General features: G+C 38.0%; 15 protein-coding genes. 13 read left to right on the top strand and 2 right to left on the bottom strand.

The features are described 5' to 3' along the window. Positions 1-96 precede the first annotated feature (96 nt). The 4 genes from G3I01_RS08420 to G3I01_RS08405 are packed head-to-tail and all read left to right on the top strand — an operon-like array spanning position 97 to position 2,442. Entirely contained in the window at positions 97-708 is a 612-nt protein-coding gene (locus G3I01_RS08420) for an LUD domain-containing protein (protein WP_219552721.1), read from the top strand. A gap of 3 nt (positions 709-711) precedes the next feature. After that, positions 712-1,515, top strand: coding sequence for a phosphatidate cytidylyltransferase (locus tag G3I01_RS08415; protein WP_219552720.1), 804 nt, complete (start codon positions 712-714; stop codon positions 1,513-1,515). Next, positions 1,505-2,161 (top strand): phosphatidylserine decarboxylase family protein, encoded by a 657-nt coding sequence (locus G3I01_RS08410; protein WP_219552719.1) that lies wholly within the window; start codon positions 1,505-1,507, stop codon positions 2,159-2,161. The genes G3I01_RS08415 and G3I01_RS08410 overlap by 11 nt, the downstream gene beginning before the upstream one ends. A 5-nt stretch (positions 2,162-2,166) precedes the next feature. Beyond that, a complete protein-coding gene (locus G3I01_RS08405) occupies positions 2,167-2,442 on the top strand; it encodes an acyl-CoA-binding protein (RefSeq protein ID WP_219552718.1) in 276 nt (91 codons plus the stop codon). A 66-nt stretch (positions 2,443-2,508) separates the two neighbouring features. Here the strand turns inward: G3I01_RS08405 and G3I01_RS08400 are convergent, their stop codons facing one another. Then, positions 2,509-5,139 carry a valine--tRNA ligase gene (locus tag G3I01_RS08400; RefSeq protein WP_219552717.1) on the bottom strand — a complete coding sequence of 877 codons (2,631 nt, stop codon included), beginning with the start codon at positions 5,137-5,139 and terminating at the stop codon, positions 2,509-2,511. Positions 5,140-5,271: 132 nt separating this feature from the next. Between G3I01_RS08400 and G3I01_RS08395 the strand changes: the two genes are divergently transcribed. The 3 genes from G3I01_RS08395 (at position 5,272) to murB (ending at position 8,067) form a co-directional block, all read left to right on the top strand. After that, positions 5,272-5,670 carry a DUF1573 domain-containing protein gene (locus tag G3I01_RS08395; RefSeq protein WP_219552716.1) on the top strand — a complete coding sequence of 133 codons (399 nt, stop codon included), beginning with the start codon at positions 5,272-5,274 and terminating at the stop codon, positions 5,668-5,670. Between the two features lie 187 nt (positions 5,671-5,857). Beyond that, positions 5,858-7,054 carry a pyridoxal phosphate-dependent aminotransferase gene (locus G3I01_RS08390; protein ID WP_219552715.1) on the top strand — a complete coding sequence of 399 codons (1,197 nt, stop codon included), beginning with the start codon at positions 5,858-5,860 and terminating at the stop codon, positions 7,052-7,054. After that, positions 7,054-8,067, top strand: coding sequence for a UDP-N-acetylmuramate dehydrogenase (murB, locus tag G3I01_RS08385; protein WP_219552714.1), 1,014 nt, complete (start codon positions 7,054-7,056; stop codon positions 8,065-8,067). The genes G3I01_RS08390 and murB overlap by 1 nt, the downstream gene beginning before the upstream one ends. A 57-nt stretch (positions 8,068-8,124) precedes the next feature. On the opposite strand, the gene G3I01_RS08380 is transcribed toward murB, so the two are convergent. Then, the gene (locus tag G3I01_RS08380) at positions 8,125-8,742 is read right to left on the bottom strand and encodes a fasciclin domain-containing protein (RefSeq protein ID WP_219552713.1); all 618 of its coding nucleotides are present in this window, start codon (positions 8,740-8,742) and stop codon (positions 8,125-8,127) included. Positions 8,743-8,909: 167 nt separating this feature from the next. Between G3I01_RS08380 and G3I01_RS08375 the strand changes: the two genes are divergently transcribed. From G3I01_RS08375 to G3I01_RS08350, 6 genes are all read left to right on the top strand, one after another. Beyond that, the gene (locus tag G3I01_RS08375) at positions 8,910-9,116 is read left to right on the top strand and encodes a membrane or secreted protein (protein ID WP_219552712.1); all 207 of its coding nucleotides are present in this window, start codon (positions 8,910-8,912) and stop codon (positions 9,114-9,116) included. Positions 9,117-9,121: 5 nt separating this feature from the next. After that, positions 9,122-10,225, top strand: coding sequence for a glycosyltransferase (locus G3I01_RS08370; protein ID WP_219552711.1), 1,104 nt, complete (start codon positions 9,122-9,124; stop codon positions 10,223-10,225). Beyond that, entirely contained in the window at positions 10,216-10,785 is a 570-nt protein-coding gene (locus G3I01_RS08365) for a sigma-70 family RNA polymerase sigma factor (protein ID WP_219552710.1), read from the top strand. Before G3I01_RS08370 ends, G3I01_RS08365 begins: the two co-directional genes overlap by 10 nt. A 77-nt stretch (positions 10,786-10,862) precedes the next feature. Then, positions 10,863-11,744 (top strand): lipoyl synthase, encoded by an 882-nt coding sequence (gene lipA / locus G3I01_RS08360; protein WP_219552709.1) that lies wholly within the window; start codon positions 10,863-10,865, stop codon positions 11,742-11,744. 10 nt (positions 11,745-11,754) lie between these two features. After that, complete coding sequence (gene gap / locus G3I01_RS08355) at positions 11,755-12,762, top strand: type I glyceraldehyde-3-phosphate dehydrogenase (protein WP_219552708.1); 1,008 nt, start codon at positions 11,755-11,757, stop codon at positions 12,760-12,762. A 41-nt stretch (positions 12,763-12,803) separates the two neighbouring features. Next, on the top strand, positions 12,804-15,035 hold the full coding sequence (locus tag G3I01_RS08350; protein WP_219552707.1) for an ATP-binding protein: 2,232 nt from the start codon (positions 12,804-12,806) through the stop codon (positions 15,033-15,035). The last annotated feature ends 62 nt before the right edge of the window (positions 15,036-15,097 follow it).

Below are 15,097 nucleotides of genomic sequence, written 5' to 3'. Positions count from 1 at the left end.
GTAGAAGTTGAAGTAAAAAATCTGAAATTAAACATTAGTTAATTTCAGATTTTTTAACTTTGATAAAATGACAGTTAGAATCACACCCAAAACCCTATGAATCTATTCAAAAGGTTTCTTAATCCCAAAGCGAAAGCAGACCAGGATCAGGATGTCCCTGAGAAAGCTGACCGAGGGAAATATATGCCGGAGGTTAAACTACCTACCGATGAGCGTTTTATGCTCAATTTTAAAAATAACGGCGGTAAATTCTTATACTGTGTAGATGAAGCAGAAATTCAGGAAGCTTTCGACAACATTTTGTTGGAAAATGACTGGTATGAGAAGCAATGTTGTTGTTTCGATGAAAAATTAAAAAGTAAATTTAAAGGTTTCAACCTGGAATTTAATAAATCGGCAGATGCTGAATTCTATTTATCTACCTGTGAATTCCTTGTAGCCAATGATGGCTCCATTTTAATTTCCTCAAACCAGATCAAAGAAAGAAAACTTCACGAACTTCCTTCAAATTTCATTATATTATCCTCCACGAGCCAGCTAATAGACAATATTGGTGAAGGTTTGCGAGGTATTAAATTCAAGAACAGACAGCAAATTCCTTCCAATATCACCACTATCAAAAATTTTGAAACTCAAAAAGAGGGTGATTTCATGAGTTATGGAAGTAGTACAAAAAACCTATATTTGCTTCTACTGGAAGATCTGTAATTTATGAGGGAAACCATTATTCGTGCTGTTTCAGGATTGTTGTATACATCCATATTGGTTGCTTCAATTCTGTCTTCCGAGGTTATTTTTATAGTACTTTTCTATCTTTTAAGCCTTGTTTGCCTTATAGAGATGCAAAAGCTCCTGAGGTTAAAAAGTTACGCGCTTTATATTTTACAGGCCCTGCTTTTTTATCTCTTTAGTTTTCTCAAGTTTAATCAGGACGCTACAATCTTACTTCTGTTCATAACGATATTTGTGAACCTGTTTCTGGTAAAAGACCTTATCGTGATCAAGAAGATCCCCGTTTTTGAGAAGAAAAAATACATTATTATCATATTTTACCTTATTTCTTCCACGATCTTTCTAACACTAATACCTACGATAGAAGGAGTATTTATTCCGAAACTGGTAATAGGAATCTTTTTTCTTATATGGACCAATGATACATTTGCGTATTTAATTGGGAAGAACTTTGGTAGAACGAAACTATATGAAAAAATATCACCAAATAAGACTATCGAAGGTTTTGTAGGTGGCCTAGTATTCAGCATTATAATGAGTTACGGAATCTGGTATTATACCCACTTTTTAACCATGTGGTCCTGGCTGGGAATGGCAATTATACTTAGCATTTTCGGCACATTAGGGGACCTTATTCAATCTAAGTTTAAACGACAGGCAGGAGTTAAGGACAGCGGAAAATTGATGCCGGGACATGGCGGATTGTTTGATAGATTAGATAGTATTATCTTTGCAAGCCCGTTCGTTTATGCCTATTTATATATATTAAATTATGTTTCATAAGGAAGGATACAAAATAATGACGATAACTGCGCTCATCTTGATCGCAATAAATATCGTAACCTACAGTTTAATAAATACATACTGGATCAAGTTTGCTATTTTTGCTGTATCTATCGTATTTTTTCTTCTGATCGTTCAGTTTTTCAGAAATCCAAAAAGAGATACGAACCATAATAACAAGCATATTATTGCTCCGGTTGACGGAAAAGTAGTTGCGATCGAAGAAGTTTACGAAAAGGAATATTTTAAAGATAAAAGACTGCAAATTTCAATTTTCATGTCGCCTATAAACGTACATGTAACGCGCCACCCTGTTGGTGGAAAGGTGACATTTAGTAAATACCATCCCGGGAAATTTCTGGTTGCCTGGCATCCAAAGTCAAGCGAAGAGAACGAAAGAACTACCGTTGTGGTAAAAAATGAAATTGCAGGTGAGATCATGTATCGCCAGATTGCTGGTGCCCTTGCCAAAAGAATCGTAAATTATGCTGAAGTAGGTGCTGAAGTTGTTCAGGGAAGCGACAGCGGATTCATCAAATTTGGTAGCCGTGTGGATGTGTTTGTTCCAGTTGGAACAAAAGTGAATGTTGAGATTAACCAAAAAGTAAAAGGAGGCGTTAGTGTGATCGCTGATGTCGCTTCATAATTATTATGATGGCACAAGAAAACTCAAAATTTCTAAAAGCCTACAATATGGCGAGCAGCACCCATAAGCAGTTCCCGCCAGATGTGCTTTTACACTTTTACGCTCTTTATAAGCGAGCTACCGAGAAGAATGGTTTTTATATCCCGCCAACAGACCAGGGAGATCTACGAAATGCTTTCAAGATCAATGCTCTGGTTCAGGTTAAAGACTTAAGTAAGAAAGAGGCTCAAAAACGCTACATAAACCTGGTAGAAGAACATATAGGCGAAATCAAGGATTAATAAAATACTTTAGAATAAAAAAAGAGGACGAAATGTCCTCTTTTTTTATTCGGTAAATCTGAGATTTTAACTCAGACTTTTAAGACTTGCCTTTAAAGCTTCGATCTTAGCTTCAGCATCGGCTTTTTTGGTTTTTTCTATCTCTACAACTTTTTCAGGAGCGTTATTTACAAACCTTTCATTCGAAAGTTTCTTATCTACAGATTTCAGGAAACCTTCAGTATAGCTTAGTTCCTCCTGAATCTTAGCTTTTTCAGCTTCTACATCTATAGCGCCAACAATAGGTATAAAATATTCATTCGATCTTACCCTGAACGCAAGAGCTCCATCAACCGAAGTTTCCACATATTCCATGTTACCTACATTACCCATTTTAGCAATCACAGAATCGAAAGTTTTGGAAGTATTCTCGTTATTAAGGACACTTAGATCTATTTCGTTCTTAAATGAAATGTTCTTATCCTTTCTAATCTTTCTAACCCCCGCAATCACCTCAGCGGCATGGGCAAACTCCCTAATGATCTTCTCATCGAAATCAGTCTCTTCGGGCCAGGACGCAATGATCAAAGCCTGTTCAGGAGTACGATCGGTTATTTCCTGCCAGATCTCTTCCGTCACGAACGGCATGAACGGATGTAAGATCTTCAGGTTATCTTCAAGGATAGCAATGATTTCCTTATAGGTCTTTGCATCCATAGGTTCACCATAAGCCGGCTTCACCATCTCCAGAAACCAGCTACAGTAATCATCCCAAACCAGTTTGTATGTAGACATCAATGCGTCACTTATCCTGTATTTTGAATAGTGATCTTCAATTTCTTTTAATGTTTTCTGGAATTTAGAATGATACCAGTCGATCGCCATTCTGGCGGTTTCCGGTTGTTCGATCTCTTCTGAAATTTCCCATCCTTTGACTAAACGGAAGGCATTCCAAATTTTATTGGTAAAGGCACTACCCTGCTTACAAAGATCCTCATCAAACATTAGGTCATTTCCTGCAGGTGAACTCAACAACATCCCTACTCTCACTCCATCTGCACCATATTGCTCTATCAATCCAAGTGGATCTGGCGAATTCCCAAGGGATTTAGACATTTTTCTTCTTTGCTTATCCCTTACAATTCCTGTTAGATAAACATTTTTAAAAGGTCTCTCGCCTCTATATTCATAACCTGCCATGATCATCCTCGCCACCCAGAAAAATAGGATCTCCGGTGCAGTTACAAGATCATTGGTAGGATAATAATATTGTATTTCTTTATTTTCAGGCTCAAGGATACCGTTAAATACACTCATTGGCCATAACCAGGAAGAAAACCAGGTATCAAGCGCATCTTTATCTTGAGTAAGGTCTGCAGCGCTCAGATCTTGATTAGCGGTAGCTTTTCTAGCCTTTTCCAATGCTTCTTCGGCAGTTTCAGCTACTACAAAGTCATTTTTGCCTGATCCATAATAATATGCTGGAATTTGGTGTCCCCACCATAACTGACGGGAAATATTCCAATCCCGAACATTTTCCATCCAGTGACGGTAGGTATTCAGGAATTTATCTGGCACAAGATTGATCTCATCTCCAACTACAGCATCCAATGCTGGCTGGGCCATTTCTTTCATCTTAAGGAACCACTGGTCACTTAGCTTTGGCTCTATAACCGCACCTGTACGCTCGCTGGTACCAACTTTATTTACATGGTCTTCAACTTTATCGAGGAAACCAGACAATTCCAGTTCTTCAACGATTTCAGCTCTAACCACAAAGCGATCTTTACCTTCATAATGCAAACCATATTCGTTCAAGGTCCCATCATCATTAAAGATATCAATCACATCAAGGTTATGTTTATCGCCCAGGTTTTTATCATTCTCATCATGAGCCGGGGTAACTTTTAAACATCCGGTCCCAAATTCCATATCTACATACTCATCTTCAATAATAGGGATCGTTCTGTTACAAATAGGAACAATTGCCTTCTTACCTTTTAGATGCTCAAATCTCTCGTCATTCGGATTTATACAAATAGCAGTGTCACCAAGTATGGTCTCGGGCCTTGTAGTCGCGATAGTAAGATACTCATCGCTGCCATCTATTTTATATTTTAAATAGTAGAGCTTACCGTTTCTTTCTTCATAATTAACCTCTTCGTCTGAAAGAGTGGTTTTTGCCTGGGGATCCCAGTTTACCATTCGATAACCACGATATACCAGACCTTTTTCATAAAGATCCACGAACACCTTGATCACAGATTCAGACATTTCCTTATCCATGGTGAACTTGGTACGTTCCCAATCACAGGAAGCTCCAAGTTTCTTTAATTGCTGCAGGATGATACCTCCATGTTTATGGGTCCAGTCCCACGCATGCTGTAGAAATTCGTCACGGCTGAGATCATTTTTTTCGATCCCTTCAGCCTTTAGTTTAGCAACTACTTTTGCCTCTGTAGCAATAGAAGCATGGTCTGTTCCAGGCACCCAACAGGCATTGTATCCTTTTAAACGCGCACGCCTTACCAATACATCCTGAATGGTGTTATTGAGCATATGTCCCATGTGCAAAACCCCTGTCACATTAGGTGGAGGGATCACAATGGTATAAGGCTCTCTCTCATCAACTTCAGAATGAAAATAGTTGTTTTTCATCCAGTAGTCATACCACTTATCCTCTACTTTTTTCGCATTGTATTGTGAAGCAATTGCCATTTCTTGGTCTGATTTTTGAAATAATGGCAAAAGTAATTATTAATGAAGGATTATGAAAGCTGCTGAAATGATATAAATTTTGAGAATTGAATTATTTCAGCTTATCTTTACTATTCCGCTAAATTTTAAATTATGAAAAAATTAATCGCAATAGCCATTCTTGTTTTAGCAGGTGTAACTGCAGCTCAGGCTCAGAAAGTCGCTAAAATGGAATTTAAATCAGAAACTATTGATTATGGCGAGATCAAAAAAGGTAGTGACGGCCTTAGAGTCTTTGAAGTTAAAAACATTGGGGACGCCCCATTGGTCATCGAAGATGTAAAGTCCAGCTGCGGTTGTACGGTACCTAAAAAACCAGACGCTCCAATTATGCCGGGCGAAACTGGTGAGATCCAAGTTAAGTACGACACTAAAAGAGTTGGGCCTATTAGAAAGACCGTAACGGTATATTCTAATTCAGACGAACCGGTTAAAGCTTTAAAAATTAAAGGAGCTGTCATAGATACTGACAGTGACAAAACTGATAGTTAATTTTAAATGACCTTAAATATCAAGGCCTTCCATATTGGAAGGCTTTTTTTATGTTTATTATCAAACAGTAATAATATGAATTAATTAAGCTAACCTGCTTAAAAACAAAAAATACCGGATAATTACTACCTATAATTATAGATTCATAGTTTAATTTTGCAATTTTGCAATCCACAAATAAATAGCTATGCCTAAAATCTCAAATAAAGGGCTGGAAATGCCCGAATCTCCTATAAGAAAACTAGTTCCTTTTGCCGAAGCTGCTACTAAAAAAGGACGAAAAATATATCAACTCAATATTGGTCAGCCAGACATTAAAACTCCGGAAGGAGCTTTAGATGCGGTTAGAAATCACGATATTGAAGTACTCTCTTACAGCCATTCGGCAGGGTTTGAGGGTTACAGAGAGAAACTAGCGCAATATTATCAAAAGTCCTCTCTTCCGGTAGAAAAAGACGATATCATTATTACTACCGGTGGTTCTGAAGCTTTGTTATTCGCGATGGGAAGTATTACAGATCCGGGTGACGAGGTAATTATCCCCGAGCCTTTTTATGCTAATTATAATGGATTCGCAACCGCTTCAGGAGTTAAAATCAAGCCTATTCAATCAAGTATTGAGAATAACTTTGCATTGCCTCCAATTTCTGAATTTGAAAAATTAATTTCTGAAAAGACAAAAGCGATCATCCTTTGTAATCCAGGTAATCCAACCGGATACCTTTATACTAAGGAAGAAGTAAAACAACTTGCCGATCTTGCCCTGAAACATGACCTTTTCATAGTTTCAGACGAGGTGTACAGAGAATTTGCTTATGAAGGCGCGGTACACCATTCTATTATGAGCATTCCAGAATTGTCTGAAAATGCTATTATGGTAGATTCAGTATCTAAGCGATACAGCATGTGTGGAGCACGTATTGGTTGCCTGGTATCAAAAAACAAAGAGGTAATGGCCACGGCTATGAAATTTGCACAGGCAAGACTAAGCCCTCCTACCTTCGCGCAAATAGCCAGTGAAGCAGCATTAGATACTCCGCAGTCCTATTTTGATGATGTTATTGAACAATACACTTATAGAAGAAATCTGCTGGTTGATGGTCTTGAGAAAATTGAAGGTGTAAAAGTTGCTAAACCTAAAGGTGCTTTTTATTGTATCGCCGAATTGCCGGTAGAAGATGCTGACGATTTCGCGAAATGGCTATTGGAAAGCTTTGAGGACGATAACGAAACTATCATGGTTGCACCTGCCGCTGGATTCTATTCTACGCCTAATACGGGTATGAACCAGGTAAGGATTGCATATGTATTGAAGAAGGAAGACCTGGAAAGAGCTATTGTAATTTTAGAAAAAGCATTAAAGCAATATAATCAGCAAAATTAATGCAGGTTCTGCGAAATTTTTCTTTGAAGGATTATAATAGTTTCGGCATAGATGTGAATGCCGAAAAGTTTGTTTCCATTGAAAATCTTGAAGATCTAAGAACGGTTCTTCGAAAAAATTACGCATCAGAACTTTTTGTTCTTGGCGGGGGGAGTAATATGCTTTTAACAAAGGATATTAAAAAGACTGTGATCCATATTGCTATTAAAGGCAAAGAAATTATTGCCGAAGAAGAGAACGAAGTGATCGTGCAGGCTGCGGCGGGCGAGAACTGGCATAAGTTTGTTTTATGGACCCTGGAGCAAGATTTTGGAGGCCTTGAAAATCTTTCACTTATTCCTGGAAATGTAGGCACTGCCCCTATTCAGAATATTGGCGCTTACGGTGTGGAGCTTAAAGACAGTTTTTTAAGTTGCAAGGCCATGAATGTGCAAACCCTGGAAGAAAAGGAATTTGATCTAAAAGAGTGTGATTTCGACTATAGAAATTCCGTTTTTAAGAATCGATTAAAAGGTCAGTATATTATAACCTCGGTGAAATTCAGATTAACCAAAAAGGATCATAAGCTACATACTGAATATGGCGCCATAAAATCTGAACTTGAAAAACAGGAAATTTCTTCTCCAACGATACAGGATATATCTAATGCGGTTATTGCGATTAGGAACTCTAAACTACCAGATCCTAAAAAGATAGGGAATAGCGGAAGTTTTTTTAAAAATCCTATTATTGACAAAGAGAAGTTTGAAAAGTTAGAATCAGATTATTCAGGAGTACCCTCCTACCACGTTTCTGACAATGAGATCAAGGTACCTGCAGGCTGGCTAATAGACCAGGCGGGTTTCAAAGGTTATAGAAGTGGTGATGCGGGAGTACATAAGGACCAGGCGCTGGTACTGGTAAATTACGGCGCAGCGACGGGCCAGGAGATTCTGTCACTTTCACAAGAAATCCAGCAATCAATCAAGGCTAAATTTGATATTGACCTTGAAGCTGAAGTAAATATCATATAAAAGAAAAGGGAAATACAATGATTGTATTTCCCTGTTTTCTTTTAGGTGAAAAATTTCTTAAGCTTTTTTCATCACTACAGCATCAATCACATGCACTACTCCGTTAGAAGCGTCTACATCTGCTGTTACTACAGTAGCTTTATTTCCATTTTCATCGGTTAGGATCACATTTTCTCCATCTAATGAAGCTACCAGTGTTCCTCCGCCTACGGTAGAAATTTCATATTTACCATCATTTTCATTGATTGCCTGCACTAATTGCTGGGAAGTAACTTCCCCAGAAACTACATGGTATTTCAATACATCAGCAAGTTTCTCCTTATTTTCAGGTTGCATTAAAGATTCTAAAGTTGCCTTATCTACATTATTAAAAGCACCATTATGTGGGGCGAATACAGTAAACGGACCTTCTTCAGTTTTAAACATTTCAGCTAATTCTGCTGCCGTCAATGCACTTACCAAAGTACTCAAAGTATCGGTCTCCATTGCTTTTGCAGCAATACTATTGGATTCCATTTCCATTTTTTCCTTTTCGGCCTGCATTTCAGCTTCTCTTTCAGCTTCCATTTGTTCCATTCGTTCTTTTTCCGCCTGCTCCTTTTTCTTATTGTCCTCACATGAAGTGAATACGACTGCAGAAAGTGCAAGAACCGTAAATAACATTTTAATTTTCATAATTGTAGTTTTTTTGAGTGTTAACGATGCAAGATATTGTGCAAAAGGCTCTTAGGACTCATTTTTCGATTAAAGTTTAGTTAAATAATGTAAAGATTATATTAATGAAGCCTCCAATTTTCAGTTGCTTTTTTTTATTGTTATTTTTGCATCAGAATCTTAAGGACATGAAACTATTAATAATAAGCATCATTTTATTAGGCTTGGCATTTGCCGGTATAGCCATCAAGATCTGGGGTAAAAAAGAAGGTAAATTTGCCGGAACCTGCGCCAGCCAGAATCCTTACCTGAATAAATCTGGAGAACCTTGCAGCTTTTGTGGTAAGATGCCAGATGAGATAGAAAACTGTTCCGATAAACCTCAGACCACCTAGACTGAATGGGAGCAATTTTACTGGGGTTATTCATTGTTGTTAGCTTAGTTAATCTACTCTACTTTTTCTCATTTTTTTCATTTGCCACCTCTGGCATAAAAAATAAAATACATCCTGAAGTACCGGTTTCGGTGATAATATGTGCAAAAAATGAGGAAGAGAATCTGAAGAATTTTCTACCCGCGATCCTTGAGCAGGATTATCCCCATTTTGAAGTAATCGTAATAAATGATGCCTCTACAGATGCTACCCAGGAGGTCATTGAAGATTTTCAAAAAATCGACCCAAGAATTAAAATTGTGAATGTCCAGAATAATGAGGCTTTCTGGGCGAATAAAAAATATGCCTTAACGCTAGGTATCAAAAAAGCGAAACACACACACCTATTATTTACCGACGCAGATTGCGCTCCTCAGACCAGAAGCTGGATCAGGGAAATGTCGGCTAATTTTCAACCGGGGAACTCTATTGTACTTGGTTATGGGGGTTATTTTCAGAATTCGGGCTCTTTACTGAACAAATTAATACGTTTTGAAACTTTGCTTACGGCGATACAGTATTTTTCTTACGCCAAATTAGGATCTCCTTATATGGGAGTTGGAAGAAATCTCGCCTATACTTCTACGAAGTTTTATGAAATGAAAGGCTTTGCCAATCATCTACATTTAAGGTCTGGCGATGATGATCTTTTCGTGAACGAAGCTTCAACTGCAGAAAATACTGCGATTTGCTTTCATCCTGATGCAATTACGAGAAGTGTACCTAAAAAGACTTTTTCAGACTGGTTTCATCAAAAAAGAAGACATGTTTCCGTTGCCGGACATTATAAGACCAAACATAAATTACTACTAGGAACCTTTTTTACCTTCAGGGTTTTCTTCTGGGTAATGCTAGCTATACTTTTAATTTTACAGATCTATCCGCAGGTAGCGCTTAGCATTTTAGGCTTAAAACTTATTACCGAGGCATTTGTTTACTTCAAGGCAGGAAAGAAATTAAATGAAAGTGACGTGGTCTGGTTGTTTCCGTTTTTCGACCTATTTTTAATTTTCATGCAATTAGCTATCTTTATAGCTAACCTCATCTCAAAACCTAAGCATTGGAAATAAATCCTGACCATCTTCTTGAAAAGATCAGGGAAGCAAAAGACGGAAGTCAGTCGGCTTTCAATTATCTTCTGGACAAATACTGGAACGATGTGTATGGTTTTCAGCTTAAGAAAACCAGGAATGAATACGAATCTGAAGATATTACCATCCAGACATTTTCCAAAGCTTTCAATAAAATAGAGAGTTTTGATGAGAATTACTCCTTCACTACCTGGCTTATCGCTATTTCCAAAAACATCCATATAGATCAGGTAAGAAAGAGAAATGCATCTATCAGGTCACGTACTTCCATGCAAGATGAGGAAAGGGTTTACGAGATCGCCGATGAAACCCCGGGAATCGAAGATAAATTGATCAAGGAACAGAATCTTGAGCAACTTCTTGCAGATATCAAGCAATTAAAACCGCATTATCAACAGGTGATCAATCTCAGGTTTTTTCAGGAGAAGTCTTATAAAGAAATTGCCGCTACTCTCGATGAGCCTATGAATAATATCAAGGTTAAACTGCTAAGAGCCAAGAAGCTTCTGGCAGAAATTATCGAACTTAGAAAGAGCTAAGTAAGGATTTAAATCCTACCGAGTCTAATTTATGCAGTTCATCATATTATTGTATCTTTGAACCTCAGATTTTTGCTATGAATACAGACGTTGCGCCCGTAAAATCCAAAACAGAAAGAAAGCCAAAACCAAAATGGCTTAGAGTTAAACTTCCTACCGGTAAGAAATATACCGAATTAAGGAGCCTGGTAGATAAGTATGATCTTCATACTATCTGCACCTCTGGTAGTTGCCCTAATATGGGTGAGTGCTGGAGTGAAGGTACGGCTACCTTTATGATTCTTGGAAATGTTTGTACCAGGTCATGCGGTTTTTGCGGTGTTAAGACCGGAAGGCCGGAGACTGTAGACTGGGATGAACCGGAAAAAGTTGCAAGATCCATTAAGCTAATGCAGATCAAGCATGCCGTAGTAACCAGTGTAGACCGTGATGATCTTAAAGATATGGGATCTATTATCTGGGCTGAAACTGTAAAGGCAATTAGAAGAATGAACCCGGAAACTACACTGGAAACACTTATTCCAGATTTCCAGGGGAATGAAAGAAATATAGACAGGATCATTGAAGTAAAGCCAGAGGTGGTTTCTCACAATATGGAAACCGTAAAAAGACTAACCAGAGAAGTAAGGATCCAGGCGAAATATGACAGAAGCCTTGCAGTTTTAAAATATCTAAAGGATAATGGTATAAGAAGAACGAAATCTGGGATCATGCTTGGACTTGGAGAAAAGCAAGAAGAAGTTATCCAAACCCTTAAAGATCTAAGGGAAGCCGGGGTAGATGTAGTTACTATTGGCCAGTACTTACAGCCTAGTAAAAAACACTTGCCGGTTAAGCAATTTATCACTCCAGACCAATTCAAAAAATATGAAGAAATAGGGCTGGATCTTGGATTCAGACATGTTGAAAGTAGCGCCCTGGTAAGATCTTCATACAAAGCACAGAAACATATTAACTAGTCACTGAATAATGGCTAAAACAATTAATATTGCCATTAATGGTTTTGGCAGAATAGGACGAAATCTTTTCAGGATCCTAATGGATCACCCAATGATTAATGTTGTTGCCATTAACGACATTCATGATGCTAAAAGCCTGGCGCATCTTTTAAAATACGATAGTATACACAGAACCTTGAAGGCTGAGGTATCTTCTACCGATTCTGAAATCCTTGTAAATGGAAGAAAAATCCCATTACTCAATTATAAAGATCCGGCTGAGATTCCCTGGAATAATTTTAAGGTAGATTATGTTGTAGAATCCTCCGGAAAATTTAAATCGGAAGATGTCCTTAAAGGACATTTAAAGGAAGGAGTTAAAAAAGTTATATTATCGGTTCCTCCCCAGGATGATAACATTAAAATGGTGGTTTTGGGTGTAAATGAAGATATTCTTGATGGTTCAGAAAAGATCATCTCTAATGCCTCCTGCACTACCAACAATGCTGCCCCGATGCTTAAAGTGATCAATGATCACCTGGAAGTAACTCAGGCATATATTACTACCGTTCATTCCTACACATCAGACCAAAGCCTCCACGATAAACCTCACAAAGACCTAAGAAGAAGCCGCGCTGCTGCTCAATCTATTATTCCAACAACCACAGGAGCCGCGAAAGCTTTAACAAGTATTTTCCCAAAGCTTAGCGAAGTTATTGGTGGCTGCGGAATTAGGGTTCCTGTACCAAATGGATCCCTAACCGATATGACCCTGAATGTAAAAAAAGACACTAGTATAGAAGAGGTCAACGCACTATTCAAGAAGGCTGCAGACAGCTATATGAAGGGAATTATTCAGTATACGGAAGATCCAATAGTTTCAGTAGATATTCTGGATAATAGCTATAGTTGCATTTTTGATGCCCAGATGACCTCAGTGATAGGTGGGAAACTTGTGAAACTTATTGGTTGGTATGACAATGAAATTGGCTACTCAAATCGTCTCGTCGATTTAATTTCACTCATTAACGATAAATAGCTATATTTAACGACATTAACAGCTTCTAGCTATTTTCCCGAATGAAGAACTTAAAGCTTATCCTTTTACTAGCATGTTGTTTTGTCCTTTTTGGATTTCAGGATTCACAGATTAGTGAGACCCAACCGGAACCGGAACAAATAAAACAATTACTTAGCCAGGCCGAGAAATCCATTGATATGATGCTTTTTGATAAAGCACAGAATCAGCTCAATAAATCCCTGGAATTAGCTAAACGTATAGATCACAAGCGGTATATCGCCCTTACCAGTAGTATTCTGGCTAGAATGTATAGCGTGCGTCACGAATATGATAAAGGTATCACCCAACTTGAAAGAGCAATTTCCATACAAAGAGAAATCAATGACAAGGCAGGGCTGAATTATTCCTATATCATGTATGGAAAATTACTGAATTCTAAAGACGAAAATGATCGAGCCTTAAAATACCTGGACCTTGCCATGGAATATTATAAGGAGCAGGAGAATTCAGAACAAATGGGAGTTATCGCCCTAAATAGGGCAATTATCTTTCTCTACGGTAAAGACGATCGCGCCAGAGCAATGTCTGAATTGAATAATGCAGAAATCTACCTTCAGGGAAGCACCAATAATTATGAAATTACCCGCTTACATTATTTTCTAGCCAGAGCCTATAGCATGGAAGGTAATTATGAGAAGGCTGAACAGGCTGCCAAAGGAGCCCTGAAAATTGCTGAAAAAGGGAATTTTACCGGGATGACAATGTATACTTATGGAATCCTGAGCGAGATAGAAGAAGAACGCAATAACCCTGCTGCTGCCCTTGCCTACCTTCAAAAAATGAACAAGGAAAGGGATGAGGTATTCAATGCTAATAAAGAGGCCTTAGCAAAAGAAGCTGATGCAAGATACGGGGTCGATGCTTTAAAAAATACTCTGGATGAATTAACAATTCAAAATGCAGAGCAGGAAAGAACTTTGAAAGTAAATAAACTAACCACGATCTTAAGTGTTGCCTTAATCACTATTCTTTCTCTCTTAACTCTTTCTCTTTATAAGAACAACAACCTTAGAGCCAGAGCAAATGAACTTCTACAGAAGAAAAATTCTGAATTAGTACTTGCCAAGGAAAATGCCGAAAAAGCCTCTCTGGCAAAAGCTCAGTTCCTTACCACTATAACTCATGAGCTTAGAACTCCTTTATATGCCGTAACCGGGCTAACCCATCTTTTGTTGGAAGAAAGCCCTACCGAAAGTCAGAAAGAGCATCTTAACTCGTTGAAATTTTCGGGAGAATATTTATTGTCGCTAATAAATAATATCCTTGACCTTAACAAGCTTGAGGCGAATAAGGTTGAGATCGTTAATTCTAATTTCGACCTTAAAAAGAGAATGTCTGATGTTCTTATTGCCTTAAAAAATTCCGCAGACGAAAGGAACACGAAGATCCACTTTGATTTTGATGAATCTATCCCGGAAAGGTTAAGTGGTGATCCCCTTAAGATCTCTCAGATCCTTATCAATCTTATAGGAAATTCTATAAAATTTACTGAGGACGGTGACATCTGGATCGAGGTTAAGAAAACTAAGCAGGTGGATAAAAACATTACCTTATTATTTGAGATTAAGGATAATGGTGAAGGGATCGGGAAAGAAAAACAGAAAGCTATTTTCGACAATTTCACCCAGGGCTCTACACAGATCAACAGAAAATTTGGAGGTACAGGCCTGGGACTATCTATTGTAAAGAATTTACTAAGCCTGCTGGGAAGTGAGATAGATTTAGAAAGCGATCTTGGTAAGGGATCAAAATTCACTTTTGAGCTTGATTTTGAAATTCCTGAAGCTGAACTTAGAAAGGCAGCTGCCACTACTCCTGCGATAGACGAAACTAAACTTACAAACGAGATCATGGAAGATAAGCGTATCCTTGTGGTAGAGGATAACAAGATCAACCAGATGATCACCCGTAAGATCCTTGAGAAAAACAAAGTTATTTGCGATGTTGCAGACAATGGAACCGTCGCGATAGAAAAGGTACAGAACAATGATTTTGACCTTATCCTAATGGATATACATATGCCTGGAATTAGCGGAATTGAAGCTACGATTGAAATAAGGAAATTTGACGAATCTATTCCGATCATTGCCCTTACGGCAGTAACTCTGGATGACAATCTGGATGAATTCTACCTGAATGGATTTAACGATATTATCCCTAAACCATATAAGACTGAAGAGTTCTTCCACAAGATCAATAAATATCTGGCTGCCAGAGAAACTACGGTTTAGACTTTTGGCACATGGTTTGCAAAGATTAGGGCAAATTGAATTATATAGAAAAGACTTTTATA

This window comes from Gramella sp. MT6 (assembly GCF_019357415.1).
GTDB lineage: Bacteria > Bacteroidota > Bacteroidia > Flavobacteriales > Flavobacteriaceae > Christiangramia.
Note: the sequence above shows the minus strand (reverse complement) of the source record. Positions and strands in the feature narration are given on the sequence as shown.